At 60.3% G+C, this 15,830-nt stretch carries 15 protein-coding genes; 4 read left to right on the plus strand and 11 right to left on the minus strand.

All coding sequences use genetic code 11. The features are described from left to right. Positions 1–135: 135 nt before the first annotated feature. Entirely contained in the window at positions 136–639 is a 504-nt protein-coding gene (locus tag I2I01_RS00760; RefSeq protein ID WP_196284517.1) for a hypothetical protein, read from the plus strand. Here I2I01_RS00760 and I2I01_RS00765 read toward each other — a convergent pair. The 7 genes from I2I01_RS00765 to I2I01_RS23385 form a co-directional block, all read right to left on the minus strand. Beyond that, positions 608–1,660, minus strand: a complete 1,053-nt coding sequence (locus I2I01_RS00765; protein ID WP_196284518.1) for an alpha/beta hydrolase — start codon at positions 1,658–1,660, stop codon at positions 608–610. The genes I2I01_RS00760 and I2I01_RS00765 overlap by 32 nt on opposite strands. Positions 1,661–1,667: 7 nt before the next feature. After that, complete coding sequence (locus I2I01_RS00770; RefSeq protein WP_196284519.1) at positions 1,668–2,255, minus strand: pseudouridine synthase; 588 nt, start codon at positions 2,253–2,255, stop codon at positions 1,668–1,670. 138 nt (positions 2,256–2,393) lie between these two features. Continuing rightward, entirely contained in the window at positions 2,394–3,524 is a 1,131-nt protein-coding gene (locus tag I2I01_RS00775) for an MBL fold metallo-hydrolase (protein ID WP_196284520.1), read from the minus strand. Positions 3,525–3,619: 95 nt separating this feature from the next. Then, positions 3,620–4,306: an NAD-dependent epimerase/dehydratase family protein gene (locus I2I01_RS00780; RefSeq protein WP_196284521.1), complete on the minus strand. Its 687-nt coding sequence runs from the start codon at positions 4,304–4,306 to the stop codon at positions 3,620–3,622. 300 nt (positions 4,307–4,606) lie between these two features. Next, entirely contained in the window at positions 4,607–6,688 is a 2,082-nt protein-coding gene (locus tag I2I01_RS00785; protein WP_211537747.1) for a hypothetical protein, read from the minus strand. Positions 6,689–6,755: 67 nt separating this feature from the next. After that, entirely contained in the window at positions 6,756–7,418 is a 663-nt protein-coding gene (locus I2I01_RS00790; RefSeq protein ID WP_196284522.1) for a YiiX family permuted papain-like enzyme, read from the minus strand. 49 nt (positions 7,419–7,467) lie between these two features. Next, positions 7,468–7,599: a hypothetical protein gene (locus I2I01_RS23385; protein ID WP_262895423.1), complete on the minus strand. Its 132-nt coding sequence runs from the start codon at positions 7,597–7,599 to the stop codon at positions 7,468–7,470. Between the two features lie 48 nt (positions 7,600–7,647). On the opposite strand from I2I01_RS23385, the gene I2I01_RS00795 reads away from it, so the two are divergent. Next, entirely contained in the window at positions 7,648–8,178 is a 531-nt protein-coding gene (locus tag I2I01_RS00795) for a hypothetical protein (RefSeq protein ID WP_196284523.1), read from the plus strand. Between the two features lie 11 nt (positions 8,179–8,189). Here the strand turns inward: I2I01_RS00795 and fabG are convergent, their stop codons facing one another. Continuing rightward, complete coding sequence (gene fabG, locus I2I01_RS00800) at positions 8,190–8,939, minus strand: 3-oxoacyl-[acyl-carrier-protein] reductase (RefSeq protein WP_196284524.1); 750 nt, start codon at positions 8,937–8,939, stop codon at positions 8,190–8,192. 133 nt (positions 8,940–9,072) lie between these two features. Between fabG and I2I01_RS00805 the strand changes: the two genes are divergently transcribed. After that, positions 9,073–10,314, plus strand: coding sequence for an NAD(P)/FAD-dependent oxidoreductase (locus tag I2I01_RS00805; protein WP_196284525.1), 1,242 nt, complete (start codon positions 9,073–9,075; stop codon positions 10,312–10,314). A gap of 148 nt (positions 10,315–10,462) precedes the next feature. Here the strand turns inward: I2I01_RS00805 and I2I01_RS00810 are convergent, their stop codons facing one another. Next, complete coding sequence (locus tag I2I01_RS00810) at positions 10,463–11,416, minus strand: tetratricopeptide repeat protein (RefSeq protein WP_196284526.1); 954 nt, start codon at positions 11,414–11,416, stop codon at positions 10,463–10,465. A gap of 225 nt (positions 11,417–11,641) precedes the next feature. Between I2I01_RS00810 and lpdA the strand changes: the two genes are divergently transcribed. After that, a complete protein-coding gene (gene lpdA / locus I2I01_RS00815) occupies positions 11,642–13,036 on the plus strand; it encodes a dihydrolipoyl dehydrogenase (protein WP_196284527.1) in 1,395 nt (464 codons plus the stop codon). Between the two features lie 55 nt (positions 13,037–13,091). Here lpdA and I2I01_RS00820 read toward each other — a convergent pair whose 3' ends face one another. Then, on the minus strand, positions 13,092–13,496 hold the full coding sequence (locus I2I01_RS00820) for a hypothetical protein (protein ID WP_196284528.1): 405 nt from the start codon (positions 13,494–13,496) through the stop codon (positions 13,092–13,094). 339 nt (positions 13,497–13,835) lie between these two features. Beyond that, positions 13,836–15,728 (minus strand): chloride channel protein, encoded by a 1,893-nt coding sequence (locus I2I01_RS00825; protein ID WP_196284529.1) that lies wholly within the window; start codon positions 15,726–15,728, stop codon positions 13,836–13,838. Positions 15,729–15,830: the final 102 nt, after the last annotated feature.

Here is a 15,830-nt window from a genome sequence, read left to right on the forward strand (position 1 = left end):
TGCATTAGGGGTGCGGCCTTGGTTGCGCGGTTCTACATCCGATAGATGGCTGAAGTCACTGCTCCTGAGTTTTAGCTTAGGCACTGCAGCAGTTTTAATGGGCTATTTGTGGGGCTGTTTAGCGCCTTTGCTGAAATGAACAAAACTCAGGTAGTACAGTGGGCATCAATCCCAGTGGGAACATTGGGCTTTCTGGCTCTTTTCGGGCTGGGGATGGGATTAACCAGTGAATCCTATAACATTTTTGCTCCATACATCGACACACAGTTTGCGCAGGATTATTCTCCCGACAAATTTGAACAAGTGACAATCGGGATGAGCGAAGACAACGTCCGGCAATTGGTGGGATTACCTCTTTTTGAAAATATAAATCCTTACAAAACTGAAGCAGAGGAACTTATAGCAAGTGAGGCCGATGCCAAGCACGATATGGGTGCCCAGCTATACAATCTCATGCGTGCTCATTACGATACTCGTGTTTATAAACTTTGGGAGTACACCAACGACGGAAAACTGTACACTACTGCAAGATTAGCCGGAAGCAACAACTGGAACGATTTTGCTTGGTACCGTTCTTCGGTAAGCCTTGATTCTGCTGGAATTGTTATCAGTATTGATAAAGGATGGTCTTACGATTGACGGCTATGTAGTAGCGCCCCAGAAACCTCTGAATCTGCTGCTCCCAGTCCGCCGAGTAGCGCTTCCAGTACGGCTCGTGGCCCACGCCCTCGAAATCGTGCCGCGCCTTCGGTCCAGCCAGATTAGCGAAAATGGCATCGGTTTCGGCGCGGGTCACGCGCGGGTCGGCAGTGCCCCAGAGCAGGAGGGTGGGCGTATGGATTTGGCTGGCGTAGTGCTCAGCGTTGAGACCAAAGGCCCAGAAGCCGTTTTGCACGCCGCCCCAGAACACCAGCAAATCGGCCATGGGGAAGCCGGGCACGTGCATGGAGGCAAAGCGGTTGTAGGCCGTTTGACGCATGTTGCCGTAGGGGCATTCGAGGATGTTGGCGGTGGGGCGCACGCCCAATTCGGCCTCGGCTCGCATAATGGCCACGGCGCCCATGCTGACGCCGTAGAGGATTAGCTCGTTCTCACGTTGGGCCTCACCCCCCGGCCCCCTCTCCGGTAGAGAGGGGGAGCCGGACGATTTAGTGGTAGAATCATTTAGCCAGTGAAATACTGCCGCAACGTCCTCGGCCTCGCGGTAGCCTACGGTGGTGCGGAAGCCGGCCGAGTTGCCGTTGCCGGCCTGGTCCACGAGTAGCACTTTGTAGCCCAGGCGGCGGAAGTATCCGGCTTCATGGGTGAGGTGCGATTTGCTGCTGGTGTAGCCATGGAATAGGGCCACGGTGCCGCGCGCCCGGCCGCTGTCGGGCGGGGCCAGCCAGGCTTCGAGTGGGCCGTTGGGGCTTTTGATGGTGACGGTTTTGACCAGGAAGGCGGGTAGGGGGCCGTTCTGTGGCTTGGGGTTGCGGATGCCGGTGAGCAGCAGCCACAGCTTCTGGCCAGGGCTGAGCTGCTCGGGGTTGGGCGAGTGCAGGCCAGACTCGTTGGCGAAGTGGGTGAAGCGCCAGGCGTGGAAAAAGGCCACGGCATTCATCAGGACGAAGCCGGTTAGCAGCAGAATAGCAAGGCGACGAAAGCGGAAACGTTTCTTCATTTAGGGGCTAGAAACGCCGGATGGTGCCGCTTATTTTGCGAAGCTCCATTACTTCGCCTGCCGCCAGCTCCCGCCATTGGCCGGGCTGCAACTCGCCCAATTCCAAAGGGCCGATGGCCGCCCGCACCAACCGCAGGCAGGGCAGCCCCACGGCCGCGCACATCTTGCGCACCTGGCGGTTCATACCCTGCGAAATCTGGATTTCCAGCCAGGTGGTGGGGATGCTGGCCCGGTAGCGGATGGGCGGGTTGCGTGGCCACAGGCCCGATGGTTCCGGTATTTCGGCGGCGCTGGCGGGGTCGCAGAGGCCGTCTTTTATCTGCACGCCGCGGCGCAGGTGCTGCAAGGCCGCTTCCGACACTGTTCCTTCCACCTGGGCCCAATAGGTTTTCGGAACTTTGAATTTGGGGTCGCTGAGGCGGTGCTGGAGTTGCTTGTCGTCGGTGAGCAGGAGCAGGCCCTCGCTGTCGAAATCGAGCCGGCCCACGGGGTACACGTTGGGCACGGGCACAAAATCCTTGAGCGTGGCGCGGCCGTGCTCGTCGGTGAACTGGGTGAGGACTTCGTAGGGCTTGTTGAGGAGAATATAGCGCATTTTTCAGCTTAGAACGTCATACAAAAGAACGTCATGCTGAGCGCAGCCGAAGCATCTCTACCGCGAGAGTAAATGATTACTTCAGCGGGAGAGATGCTTCGGCTGCGCTCAGCATGACGTTCCTTTCTCCTCTATTTACTACTCCCACCAGCGCGACTTGGGCAGCTCGGTGCCCAAAGTTACCGGTTCGCCCAGGTGCGGCGTGGTGATGGGCTGGCCCAGGCGCGCGGCTTCGGCGGTGGCGCGGGTCACGGGCTCGTTCCAGGCGTGGAGGCTCTCGGTGAAGGCGCCCCAGTGCACGGGCAACATCACGGCGGCACGGACGTCGCGGGCGGCCTGCACGCTCTGCTCGGGCTTCATGTGGATATCGGCCCAGCTTTCGTTGTATTGCCCGCACTCCACCAGTGCGAGGTCGAAGGGACCGTACTGCCGGCCGATGGCGGCAAAGTGCGGCCCGTAGCCGCCGTCGCCGGTGTAGAACACGCGCTTGGCGGGCGCCTGCATCACCCAGGAGCACCACAGCGTGGAATTGCGGTTGCCCAGGCCGCGGCCCGAAAAGTGACGGCTGGGCGTGCAGCGCACCGTGAGGCCGTTGGCCACGCGGGCGCTGTCGCCCCAGTTCATTTCCACAATTTTCGCATTCGGTACGCCCCAGCGACGCAGGTGCGGCCCTATGCCCAGCGGCACGTAGAAGTGGCCCACCTTGTCCTTGATTTTGCGGACGGTGGCGTAATCGAGGTGGTCGTAGTGGTCGTGTGAGATGAGGACGGCTGCGATGGGGGGCAGCTTTTCCGGCGCAATGGCCAGGCTGCGGTTGTAGCGGTTGGGCGTGGCCCAGCTTACGGGCCCCATTTCCACGCTCAGCATGGGGTCGAGCAGCACGTTCTGACCGGCAATTTCTACCAGGCTGGCCGAGTGGCCGAACCACGTCACGCGCACCATTTCGGCCGGTTTTTGAGTGATGGCCAGCGAATCGAGCGGCTGGGTGGGGAGCGGGCCGGGCGGTGCAGCCTGCTTCGACTTGTGGAACAGGAATTTCCACATCACCGAAGGCATGCTGCCGCCGGTCATCTCCCGAGTCGGAATCAGGTTCACGAACTCGCCCTCTTTCGCGTTGTAGTGGCCCGATTTGATGTAAACCTCCTTATCGACCTTGGTAGGCTTGCCGCCCAACTGCGGGCTTAGGCTGGTGAAAGCCACTACCGCAATGAGGAGGGTTCCAAGAATGCCGCCAGTCGTCATGAGGAAGATTTTAAAAGGTTTACGCATGGGGGTGTGGCAGTTAGAATCGGTTGTCATCCTGAGCGCAGCGAAGGACCTTCTCACGTTGAAATTTTTTGGCGTGAGAAGGTCCTTCGCTGCGCTCAGGATGACAGGGAACTTCCTTCAACCGCCCGGGCGCGGGCCAGCGCTACGATGTCGCGCACTTCCAATACCGGTTTGGAATAGCCAAAATCGGCCGCGTTAATCATGGCCCGGCCTACTTCCTGCATGGTGCTTACGTACTGCGGCGTCACCTTGCGGGCCAGCGGGTAGAGCCAGGCAATGGCGCCGTACCACTTCAGAATATTGCGCTGGCCGGGCGTGGCCTTCATAAAGCCCGGCCGGAACATGTAGGCCGCGTGGAAGGGCAAGGTCAGCAGCTCGGTTTCGGTGCGGCCCTTCACGCGGGCCCAATGCTGGCTGCTGGTGCTGCTGGTGCCACTGCCCGATACGTAGATGAACGTCAGGTCCGGGTTGAGGCGGGCGAGGGTTTCGGCCACGGCCAGCGTCATGTCGTGGGTGATGCGCTCGTATTCTTCCTTGGAAATGCCTACGGAGGAGATGCCCGCGCAGAAAAAGCAAGCGTTGTAGCCGGTCAGCTGGCTTTCGACGGCGCTCAGATTGGCCAAATCGGGCACGACAATTTCACGCATTTTGGCGTGGGTGCGGCCGGTGGGCTTGCGTGTGAGCACCAGCACTTGTTCCACGTTGGGATTGTCCAGGCATTCTAGCAAAACGCCTTCGCCTACCATGCCGGTGGCGCCCGTGATGATGGCTCGTATTTTCATGGTCGGTTCGATAAAGTAGCAGTGAGGACGATTTCGCGTCGGTTCTACTTTACGGATGAGCCGATTATTCGGGCCTAATAAGTTTAGAAGCACGTCATGTAGAAGCAGGTCATGCCGAGCGCAGCCGAGGCATCTTGCGTGGGTTAGTAATCCACTCGCCTGTCATCCTGAGCGCAGCGAAGGACCTTCTCACGTCAGAGTAAGTAACTCAAGCGTGAGAAGGTCCTTCGCTGCGCTCAGGATGACAAACGGCGCAGGCGAGATGCCTCGCGCTCGGCTTGACGTTTCAGTTTCTTATCCTTACACGCTGCCCGAGTACTTCCGCACGACCCACTCCACCGTCAAAAAGGCCAGGATGACGAAGAAAATCCACTTCAGATTTATCAGGTCCTTCAGGTCTTCCTCCGCCGAAATTACCGGCTTGTAGTCCGCTTTTTCGATGTCCTGCGCCAGTTGGTCGAGCTGCGAGGGATAGTAAAGCCGCGAGCCACTGCGGCGCGACAACTGCGCCAGCAGGTTGTGGTCGGCCTTCGATTCCAGAGCTTCCAGGGGCTGCGCCTGCACCAGCAGCTCGCCCGCATCCTGCTGAGCCTGGCCGCCCAAAGTGGCGCGGGCCTGATACTTGTAAAGCCCCGCCGGCAGCGGGCCCAGGTGCAGCGGCGAGCCGTCCTCGGCGTTAGCGAACGAAAAGCGGCGGGTTTGCTGCTTGGCGTCGGTCAGGGTGAGGTCGATTTTCTGGTTGTAGAGGCGCTCGAACACCGCGTTGTAGGTTTCGGCGCCTAGCGTCACGTCATCCTGCGTGCCGAAAGCGTCCTGCGTAGGGTACACGTCGAGGCGCTTTTTGTTGGCGTTTTGGGTCAGCAGCTGCAGCGTGCGGATGATGAGGCGGTCGTAGGCTTCGGGCCGGTCGTCGTGGGCCACGGCCTCGCTCAGGCGCCACTGCCAGCTGCCATCGGTGAGCAGGGTGGCCTGCCGCCGGTCCTGGGGGCCACCGAACACTAGCAACGGCTTCTGGGTGCGCACGCGGCCCACCTGCTGCCAGAGGGCCGCCTCGGCCCCCGCCCCGAGGCGGTAGTCGCCAAAAGGCACGGGTGCGGGCGGGTACTCGGCATAGCGGCGGGCGGCTTCCTCGTCAGTAGCAAAGCGGGCAAAGCCGGGGTTGGGCACGGGCGTCACCTCATCGGTCTGCGCCCCGCGCGGCTGAATGGTGAGGCCGGCACCGAGCTGGTTGTAAGCCGCCAGGTCCGATTGAGCCCCTAAAATGTAGAAGGCAGGCGTTTTGCGGGCCTTCACCTGAGCCAGAATCTCGTTGCCTAGCCCGCCCTGGGCCGGCAGCTGGTGCAGAATGGCTACGTCGAAATCAGCATCGGCTTTCAGCGGCAGCACGCCGGAAATGGCTAGCGTAAGGTCAAAATTGTCATTGGCCAGGATGGCGGCGCGCAGGGCCTTGAGGTCGGGGTGGGGGGCAGCGCCAGCCAGTAGCACGCGCAGCTTGCCCTTCACAATTTCAATGAATGCCGTGCGGGCGTTGTTCAGCTCCGTAAACTCGCCCACTTGGGGCGTAATGCGCACCTCGTAGCGACGCTTGCCCGGTGCGGGCGCCGTGAGCTGGAAAGTGGTGCGCACCCGGCGCCGGCCCGCCGGCAGCGCCACGCGGCGCGAATCGAGCACCCGGCCGCCCTCGCGCAGTTCCACGGTGGCTGCGCCACCCGCGTAGCCCTCAAAGCCCAGCTCGGCCTCAATGGGAAACTTGTTGCCGCTAAAGGCCACCCGGTTGTAGGTGAGGCCGGTGAGTCGCAAGTCTTTCTTGGGCACGGTGTCGCCCACGGCCACGCTGTAAATCGGGAAGCTGAACTCGGAGTAAGCCGGGCTGCGGCCCTGGTTCACGAGTCCGTCGCTCAGCAGCACAGTGGCGGCTAGGTTGCGGCCATCATACGCCTCGCGGGTGCCGCTAAGCAGCTGGTCGAGGTCGGTGCTGGCGGCCGAGAAGCGCAGCGAATCGAGCCGGGCCGGGCGGTTGGGTGCGCTGGTCAGCGTGCGGGTTTCGACGGAGAAACCCTTACCGCGCAACGTTTCGGCCAGCCGGGCGAGGCCGCTGGTGGCCTGGCCGAGCACAGCCTTGGGCGTGAACAGCTCCACCGACTGCGAGTTATCGACGGCCAGCACCACAGTGGGCTGCTCGGTGTGCGTGGTAGTGCTTTTGATGAACGGCCCAAGCAGCAGGTAGCACAGAAAGCTCACCACGGCGAAGCGCAACGCCGCCAGCGCGTAGTTCAGGCGCCGGCTCCAGGTCGCTTTGGCCGAGTATTGCAGGGCGGCGTAGCCCGCGCCCACCAGCAGGCAGACGAGGATGAGCCAGGGAGAGTATTGGGTGGTCAGCAAACGGAAATCGGATTGAATCAGCGCTAAAGGTCGGCTCGCGCGGCCAAAGTTGCAGCCGACTGCTTTCTCAACGGCTGAGCACAGTAACCAGTTCGGGGCTATTAAAGATGCTGCCCGGCGAAATCACCGGTTCGTTCAGCGGCAGCTTATCGCCGTACCGCTCTTTCAGCTTGGCCTGCACGGCGGGGTGGCTGAGGTCGAAGTCGCCTAGCTTTTGCAAAGTGCCCAGGCGGCGGTGCAGGCTGCGCTCGTACACTTTATAAATCAATTCAGAGCAATAAATCCGGTCGTCGGACCAGCCGAAGGTGCCGTCGTAGTCGCGGCCGACCATGCCTTTGCCCACGGTTTTCATTTCCTGCAAGGCGGCAGGTGTGAGGGCCGTAGCCGCGTCGCGCAGCCGTTTCACCACGTAGTGGTCGCCCCGGCCGCGGCCCGTCCACTCCATCAGCGGCGTCACCTTCACCGGCTGCATGGCTTCCAGCACCCACCACTGCCCTTTGTCCTGATAAAGCAGCCCGCAGTGGCTCCAGGGCGAGTGCGTGGCCAGCTGAATGGCCTGGCTCTGTTCCGACCGGCTGGTGTGAAAAACTAAGTCCCCGTCGTGGAACAGCTTGCGGTCGGCCGCGGCCTGCCCAAAGCGGTGGCTGTAGGCGCGCCGCACGGGCCGCAAGGCTACCGTAACAAGCAATAGCCCGATTGCGACGAGCAGGTATTTCCGGGTGGTGAGCATGCGAATGAATCCGGAGATGTAAGGCAAATAAATCTGATTCGGCGTCTTCCTATTTGAACTGCTCAATGCGAAGCTCTACTGCTTTGCGTTTGGCATAAGGACCATAAACGTGGGCATAAACAAATACAGCAAAGAACAAAGCAAACGTTGATACGGCTGCCATAGCTATGATTTGAAGCATGATACCCCAAATTCGTCCCATGTAATATTTGCTTGGCCTGCTTTGGTTATGAAAAGGAAGAATCGACAAGAACCGTATTTAAAAATCCTCACATCAAACTGGGTAACGTTCCCATTGATATTAATTCTGGGTTTTGCCGGTGGCTTTATCAGCGCTGGATACGGTTGGGCAAAAAGCGGTTACCAATTTCTGCCTTCGGAAATTATTATCAAGCCACCGCCACCAAACGTAATTGCTTGCTTTCCAGATATGGGGTTCGTCGGAGCCTTAAAGTTTCAGAAGGAGCTGAGCGTCCAAATGCAAAAAAAGCATTTGCAACAATTCAACGACTTGGTGGTGCAAAGTAGTATTGATTCGTGCCTGGCGAATAGTGGCAAAGGTTTTTCGCTACAACTACTACATGCGAGTCCAAAGCATTTTCAGGTTATCTCTTCGTCAACAGGAGGACTTGCGCCCTACAGCCGCCACACGCTCATAACAGAATCAGGCTGTTATTATCTCCACCCCATTCCCAAAAGACGGAGCGGTGATTATAACAGCCTGATTCAATTACGTTGGAAGGAGCAAGCGAAGCTGTAGAAGAAGCTTTCCTACGTCAGCATCCCCCCATCCACCTGCAGCACCTGGCCAGTGATGTAGGCCGAGTCGTCGGAGGCCAGGAAGGCCGTGGCCTTCGCCACGTCCTCGGGCCGGCCGCCGCGCTTGAGCGGGATGGCCTTGCGCCACTCATCCACCTGCTTGGGGTCGAGGGCGTCGGTCATTTCGGTTTCAATGAAGCCGGGCGCGATGGCGTTGCAGCGGATGTTGCGCGAGCCCAGCTCCAGGGCCACCGATTTGGTGAAGCCGATGATACCGGCCTTGCTGGCGGCGTAGTTGGCCTGCCCGGCGTTGCCTTTGAGGCCCACAACGCTGGTCATGTTGATGATGGAGCCGCTCTTGGCGCGCATCATGGGCTTGGTGGCGGCCTTGGTGAGGTTGAACACCGATTTGAGGTTGACTTGCAGCACCTGGTCCCACTGCTGCTCGCTCATGCGCATGAGCAGGCCGTCCTGAGTGATGCCGGCGTTGTTGACGAGAATGTCGAGCTTGCCAAAATCGGCCACCACGGCATCAATCAGCTGCTCGGCTTGGGTGTAGTCGGAGGCGTCAGAACGGTAGCCTTTCACCTTGGTGCCGGCGGCCGAGAGTTCGGTTTCGAGGGCCTGGCCTTTCTCGACGGAGGAGAGATAAGTGAAGGCGACATCAGCGCCGAGCTGGGCAAAATGCGCCGCGATGGCGCGGCCAATTCCTTTGGAAGCGCCCGTCACGAGGGCCACTTTTCCGGTGAGTGTGTTGGTCATGGGGCGAAGGTAAGTAGCGCGGACTTTCAGTTCGCGAATTGAATTGACAGGCTAAGGAGACCGTGACGACGGATTCGAGGATTAAAAGCCCGCGCCACGTTCGCGCGTCACCGGCCTAACTTCGCCGCAGATTATGCCCCATTACGACATCTGCATTCTGGGCGCGGGCCCCGGCGGGGCCACCGCCGCCCTGCACCTGGCCAACGCCGGCCAGCGCTGCCTGCTGCTGGACCGCGCCGCCTTCCCGCGCGACAAGACCTGCGGCGACGCCCTCAGCGGCAAGGTCATCAACGAGTTGAAGCGCATCGAACCCGGCCTGCACGCCAAGCTGGCCGCCTCGCCCATCCAAATTCCAAGTTGGGGCATCGACTTCATCGCGCCCAACGGCCGCAAGCTCAGCATCCCCTTCAAGCCCAAGTTCGACAAAACCCAGGACGCTACCGCCGGGCACGTGGCCAAACGCATCGACTTCGATAATTTCCTGGTGGAAGAAGTGCGCCAGCGCCCGGAAATTGACTTCCGCGAAAACGTAGACGTGGCCCGCACCGAGCGTACGCCCGAAGGATGGCAATTATTCGACAAGGCCGGCCAGGAAATAGCCACGTGCCGCCTGCTGCTCGTGGCCAACGGAGCCCAATCGGAGTTTGCCCGCAAAGTGGCCGGCCACGCCCTGGAGCCCGACCACCACTGCGCCGGCCTGCGCACCTACTACGACGGCGTGGCCGGCCTGAGCCCCGATAATTTCATCGAGCTGCATTTCATCAAGGATTTCCTACCCGGCTACCTCTGGGTGTTCCCGCTGCCCAACGGCCAGGCCAACGTGGGCGTGGGCATGCTCTCCAAAACGGTGGCCGATAAAAAGGTAAACCTGCGCCAGCGCCTTGATGAGATGCTGACGACGCACCCGGAACTGGCACCACGCTTTGCCAACGCCACCCGGCTTGGTTCGGTGAAGGGCTTCGGCCTGCCGCTGGGCTCGAAACGGCGCGCGTTATCAGGGCCGGGTTACTTTTTGCTCGGCGACGCCGGCTCCCTCATCGACCCGTTTTCGGGTGAGGGCATTTCGCACGCAATGGTGAGTGGGCGCCACGCCGCTACCTGGGCCATCGAAGCCGTGACAAAGCAGGACTTCAGCCCCGAATTCCTCAAAAACTACGACAAAGCCGTCTACAACCGCCTCGGCCAGGAGCTGCGCCTGAGCCGCGTAATGCAGCGGCTGCTGAACTTCCCCAGCCTATTCAACATCGTGGCCAACCGCGCCGTTAACAACCCCACGCTGGCCGCCACGCTCTCCATGATGTTTATGGATTTGGATTTGCGCGAGCAGCTACGCAAGCCGAGCTTTTATTTTAAGCTGTTTTTCGGTGGGAAATAAAAAAGGCGCGGAATAAACAAAAACACGTCATGGGGAGCGCAGCCGAAGCATCTCTACCGCAGCAGTAATTATTTACCATTGCGGTAGAGATGCTTCGGCTGCGCTCAGCATGACGTGCTAGGACGAAAGCAGCAGGCTACAAATAAGTCTACTGAGCCGGAGGAGTCGTCGGCGTGGTGGTGGCCGGCTTGTGGTAGCCCGGGCGGGGGTGGTAGCCGGTGCCGGGCTTGGCCACCGGCGCGGCCTTAATGGGCTCGCGGCCGTCGTTGCCCACGTAACGCTTCAGGCTTTTCTCGGCATCAGGGTTGAGCTTGGCGGCGCGCTCCAGGTCGCGGCGGGCTTCGGACAGCTTGTCGAACGACGAGTAGCTGATGCCGCGGTACTCCCAAGCGTCGGCGTAGGCCGAATCGAGCTGGATGGCGCGGGTGAAATCGACCACGGCGGGCTTGTACTGGTACATCTGCATCTTAGCCACGCCGCGGCCGAAGAACGACTCCTTGTCATCGGGCCGGTACTTGAGGGCGCCCGAAAAGTCGGTGGCGGCCGCTTTATACTGCTTCATCATCAGACGGTTTACGCCCCGGTTGTAGTAAGCATCGGGGTTGTTGCGCTGGTATTTGATGGCGGCGGTGTAATCCGGAATGGCTTCTTTGTACTGCTTGAGGTAGCTCTTGGCCTTGGCCCGCTGCAAGAGGGCGGCAGGGTCGCGCGGGCTGGTTTTCAGGCGCGAATCGGCCGATTCCAGCATTTGACGGTAGTCCGCGGCCGTCATTTTCTTTTCCTTGGCGCGAGTGGCCGATGCGACTTCGGCGCTGGGGGTATTGGGGGCCGCGGTGGCCGGGGCACCCGCCATTTCGGCGGGAAGGTCGGCCGAACCGGCTGTGGCAGGGGCTGTGGCGGAGGCAGTGCCGGGCTCAGCGGCCGGGGTGGCCACACGGGCGTCGGTGGCGGTAGCGGCGGCACCGGTCGAGTCGGGGCGAGCGGCGGCAACGGGCATGCTCGTCACCGACGGTTTTTCTTTTTCCGTGACGGTGGTAGCGCAGTTTGAGAGAAAACCCAGCAGCCCAAAAGCCGCCAGTGGCAGGCGAAGAGGTAATTTCATAAGGTCAGAGAAGTGAGGCGCGGCGCGGTGTGGCCACAACCGGGGGCTTATACGGAAGTGAAACAAGATTGGCTACTAGCACGCATCGGGCCAAAATAGCGCAGGCAATATATAGACTGCGCAGCCAGCATGCGGGGCGATGGGGGAGTGCGGCTATCTTTGCCCCGCTAATTGGGATGGGCCCCCCAGCCGGGCCCGATGTACTTTTTTCTTTCCGAGCATTTTATGGCATTGCAATTTGATTTGGTGGTGGTCGGCAGCGGCCCCGGGGGGTACGTGGCCGCCATTCGGGCGTCGCAGTTGGGGTTGAAAGTGGGTGTGATTGAGCGCGAGTCGCTGGGCGGCATCTGCCTCAACTGGGGCTGCATTCCCACCAAAGCGCTGCTCAAGAGCGCGCAGGTGTTCGAATACCTCAACCATGCCGCCGAGTACGGCCTCAAGGCCGACGGGGTTGGCTACGACTTTGGCGCCGTCATCAAGCGCAGCCGCGGCGTGGCCGAGGGCATGAGTAAGGGCATCAACTTCCTGTTCAAAAAGAACAAGATTGAAGCCATCATGGGCACCGGCAAAGTGCTGGCCCCCGGCAAGGTGGAAGTGACCAAGGCCGACGGCAGCAAAGAAACGGTGGAAGCCAAGAGCATCATCCTGGCCACCGGCGCCCGCGCCCGCGAGCTGCCCGCTCTGCCCATCGACAACCAGAAAATCATCGGCTACCGCAAGGCCATGGCCATGGAGCAGCTGCCCAAGCGCCTCGTGGTGGTGGGCTCGGGCGCCATCGGCGTCGAGTTTGCCTACTTCTACCGCACCATGGGCTCGGAAGTGACGGTGGTGGAGTACCTGCCCCGCATCGTGCCGGTGGAAGACGAGGAAGTGTCGCGCCAGATGGAGAAGTCGTTCCGCAAAATCGGCGTGAACGTGCTCACCAGCGCCGAAGTAACCAAGGTGGACACCAGCGGCGCAGGTTGCAAAGTGACCATCAAGACCGCCAAGGGCGAGCAGCAGATTGACTGCGACGTGGTGCTGAGTGCCGCCGGCGTGGTGACGAACCTCGAAAACATTGGCATTGAAGAGCTGGGCATCAAAGTGGAGCGCGGCCGCGTGATTGTGGACGACTACTACCAGACCAACGTGCCCGGCATCTACGCCATCGGCGACATCGTGCCCGGCCCCGCGCTTGCCCACGTGGCCTCGGCCGAAGGCATTATCTGCGTCGAGAAAATCGCCGGCCACCACCCCGAGCCGCTCAACTACCAGAACATCCCCGGCTGCACCTACGCCTCGCCCGAAATTGCCAGCGTGGGCTACACCGAAGCTGAAGCCAAGGAAAAAGGCTACGACGTGTTGGTGGGCAAGTTCCCCTTCTCGGCCTCGGGCAAAGCCAGCGCTGCCGGCGCCAAAGACGGCTTCGTGAAGGTGATTTTCGACAAGAAATACGGCGAGTGGCTCGGCGCCCACATGATTGGCATGAACGTGACCGAGATGATTGCCGAAGTCGTGGTAGCGCGCAAGCTCGAAACCACCGGCATGGAAATTATCAAGGCGGTGCACCCGCACCCCACCATGAGCGAGGCCATTATGGAGGCCGCCGCTGCCGCCTACGGCGAGGTGATTCACTTGTAAAGTGATTGATACATTGAAAAAGCCCGCCGGAAATATTTCGGCGGGCTTTTCTTTTTCATAAAGATGAGAGGGCAGTTTTACTAATCACCGGGTCGGTATTGCTGATAACAGACACGCAATCATCAATACCGGAGATTAAAAACTCGCGAAATCCAAGGGCTTTGGAGATAAAACCTCCAGACGCATCGGCTCTATCAAGCCAGCCGCCGCTTTCTATTTCAAACAGCCAATTGTTTCTGATTATTTCCGACTCCCAGTAATCATGCATATCTCCCTCGTCAAGAAGCTTAAATCCGCGAGGGCTGTCGAATATGATTTCATAATCCACTTCCTCATTCCCATTGCTGCAATAGTAAATAATGAGTTGACTGGCTTTACCAACATAATTCAAACCTGCGACGACAGGTGAGTGGAAATCTTGAACTATAGTTTCTAAAATTCGTGCTTTTATCATCGCCATAGTTGAAGAATTACAGCATAAACTCACATTCAACGGGTGAGTAATCCTTACCCACTAGACTTAAAAATCAAATGTCCTTAAATACTGGCTAGCTTGAACTCCAAGCCAGTTTTCAAGGGCTGCATTACTATTGAATCACAGGTATTATGCGCTTTTTGCATAAAACTGCCAACAGGCCGACAACGCGCTTATGGCTCTCATGCGGCTCATTGCCGAGAGCAAGCCGGAAAACTAAGCCACAATGGTGACGCTGGTGGTGATTCTGATTAACCAAGATAATTAAAAAGCCTCCCGCAAGGTGCGGGAGGCTTTTTAATCTATTAGCTAATTTCAAGCAGCTTACTCAATCTCCGATTTCTGCTTCTGAAACAACGCCTGCCCGCGCAGCAGCACGCGCAGGCTTTTGCGCTTGAGCAGGATGTGGGGCGCGGCCTTGGTGTCGTCTTCGAGGCGGTTTTTGTAGGCCAGCAGGATGTCGCGGTAGGAGATGATACCGCCCACCTCAGCCCGGCGGCCGGGGATGAGCACGGGCAGCACGTCTACGTTTTCGCGGGCCATGCGCTCCACGGCGGTGCGCAGAGTGTCGGTGGCTTGCACGGCGGCGGTGCGGGGCTGCAGGAGGGCGCTGATGGGCGCGGAGTCGTCGGCGTGCCAGCCGGCCAGGGCCACGGTGCTCACAATGCCAGCGAAGGCGCCATCGGGGTGGATGACGACGAGGTGCGGGCTGCTGCGCTCGGCTTCGCGCTCGGTCCATGCGCGCACTTCGCCAATGGTGTTGTCGGTGCTGATGGCCGTCATGCCGTTTTGCAGCACACGGCCCACGTTCACCTTGTCCAGCAGGTCGGGCTCGTAGTCGACGGGTGTTTTTACGCCACGGCGGGCAATTTTCTCGGTCATGATGGTATTGCCCATCAGCAGAAACGACACCAGGTAGGCGCCCGTGCAGGCCCCCAGCAGCGGCAGCAGCGCCTGCGCCTGGCCCGTGGCTTCCACCGCAAACACGATGGAAGTGAGCAGCGCCCGCGACGCGCCCGCAAACATGGCAGCCATGCCCACCAGCGCCGCCAGCGGCAACACGATGTCCGACGCGGGAAAAAAGTGCTTAATGGCCACGCCCAGCAGCGCACCCAGTGCCCCCCCAATGGTGAGCAGCGGCGCCAGTGTGCCGCCCGACGTACCGCTGCCCAGCGAAATGGCCCACGAAGCAAACTTCAGGAAGCACAGCGCCAGCAGCAGGTTCAGTGGCGCGTTGCCGGATAAAATGGTGGTGATGTTTTCGTAGCCCACGCCCAACGTGCGCGGCGCGAAGTAGCCAATGCCCCCAACAGCCAGCCCACCCAGGGCAGGCCACCAGCCCCAGTGAAAAGGCAGCTTTTCGAAGGAATCCTCAATAAAGTACACCAGCTTGGTGGTGCCCACCGAGGCCAGCCCTACCAGCAGGCCAATGGCGCTGTAGGTGGCCAGCGCGCCATTGCTGGGCGCCAGCAGCGCAGGCATCGGGAACGTGGCGCCCTGCTCGAACAGCAGGTGGTGCCCCGCCGCGCCCGTGATGCAAGCCAGTGCGACCGGAAGTAGCGAGCGGGGCGAAAACTCAAACAGCAGCAGCTCAATGGCCAGAAACACCGCCGCGATGGGCGTGCCAAAAATGGCCGACATGCCCGCCGTTGCGCCCGCCGCCAGCAGCACTTTGCGCTCGTGGTGGGTGATGCTGATGAGCTGCCCCAGCGTGGAGCCCAGCGCGCCGCCCGTAGCAATAATGGGCCCCTCGGCACCGAACGGACCGCCCGTGCCGATGGAAATGGCCGCCGACAGCGGCTTGAGGTACATGATGGAGGGCTTGATGCGGCTCTGGTTGGTCAGAATCTGTTCCATGGCCTCGGGGATGCCGTGGCCGCGTATGGCTTTGGACCCGTACAGGGCCATCAGGCTCACGACCAGGCCGCCCAGCGCGGGCATCAGCACCACCCAAAGGCCGAGGTGGTTGTCAGCCGGGGTGTGGTATTCCAGCGCAAATTCGCCGTGGAATACCAAGTTGGTGACCAGGTTAATCAGATACACCAGCAGCCGGGCCACGAGGCTGATGGTGACGGCTACCAGCACGGCCAGGGCCGAAATGCGCACCAGGCGCTGCTTGTCAGGCGCTAGCCGGGGCCGCACGCCGTCTTCGGCAAGGGTAGAATCGAGGGAAGGGGCAATGGGAATGGCGGCCTGCGCCAGCGGCGAATGTTTCATAGGGAAAGGAGTGAGTGTGGAGCAGTTGAGTACGAACAAAACCGCCAGATGTGCCACAAAGGTCCGAACCCTGCATGAAAGCCCTGTGAACCGGCCTGGCCG

Source organism: Hymenobacter properus (assembly GCF_015694735.1).
Taxonomy (GTDB): domain Bacteria; phylum Bacteroidota; class Bacteroidia; order Cytophagales; family Hymenobacteraceae; genus Hymenobacter; species Hymenobacter properus.

What these genes read in the sequence shown, in the direction of transcription:
- I2I01_RS00765 (WP_196284518.1), bottom strand. Translation starts at nt 1,660, where the DNA reads ATGAAGAAACGTTTCCGCTTTCGTCGCCTTGCTATTCTGCTGCTAACC.
- I2I01_RS00790 (WP_196284522.1), bottom strand. Translation starts at nt 7,418, where the DNA reads ATGCTCACCACCCGGAAATACCTGCTCGTCGCAATCGGGCTATTGCTT.
- fabG (WP_196284524.1), bottom strand. Translation starts at nt 8,939, where the DNA reads ATGACCAACACACTCACCGGAAAAGTGGCCCTCGTGACGGGCGCTTCC.
- I2I01_RS00825 (WP_196284529.1), bottom strand. Translation starts at nt 15,728, where the DNA reads ATGAAACATTCGCCGCTGGCGCAGGCCGCCATTCCCATTGCCCCTTCC.
- I2I01_RS00795 (WP_196284523.1), top strand. Translation starts at nt 7,648, where the DNA reads ATGAAAAGGAAGAATCGACAAGAACCGTATTTAAAAATCCTCACATCA.
- I2I01_RS00805 (WP_196284525.1), top strand. Translation starts at nt 9,073, where the DNA reads ATGCCCCATTACGACATCTGCATTCTGGGCGCGGGCCCCGGCGGGGCC.
- I2I01_RS00760 (WP_196284517.1), top strand. Translation starts at nt 136, where the DNA reads ATGAACAAAACTCAGGTAGTACAGTGGGCATCAATCCCAGTGGGAACA.
- I2I01_RS23385 (WP_262895423.1), bottom strand. Translation starts at nt 7,599, where the DNA reads ATGCTTCAAATCATAGCTATGGCAGCCGTATCAACGTTTGCTTTGTTC.
- I2I01_RS00770 (WP_196284519.1), bottom strand. Translation starts at nt 2,255, where the DNA reads ATGCGCTATATTCTCCTCAACAAGCCCTACGAAGTCCTCACCCAGTTC.
- I2I01_RS00820 (WP_196284528.1), bottom strand. Translation starts at nt 13,496, where the DNA reads ATGGCGATGATAAAAGCACGAATTTTAGAAACTATAGTTCAAGATTTC.
- I2I01_RS00775 (WP_196284520.1), bottom strand. Translation starts at nt 3,524, where the DNA reads ATGCGTAAACCTTTTAAAATCTTCCTCATGACGACTGGCGGCATTCTT.
- I2I01_RS00810 (WP_196284526.1), bottom strand. Translation starts at nt 11,416, where the DNA reads ATGAAATTACCTCTTCGCCTGCCACTGGCGGCTTTTGGGCTGCTGGGT.
- I2I01_RS00780 (WP_196284521.1), bottom strand. Translation starts at nt 4,306, where the DNA reads ATGAAAATACGAGCCATCATCACGGGCGCCACCGGCATGGTAGGCGAA.
- lpdA (WP_196284527.1), top strand. Translation starts at nt 11,642, where the DNA reads ATGGCATTGCAATTTGATTTGGTGGTGGTCGGCAGCGGCCCCGGGGGG.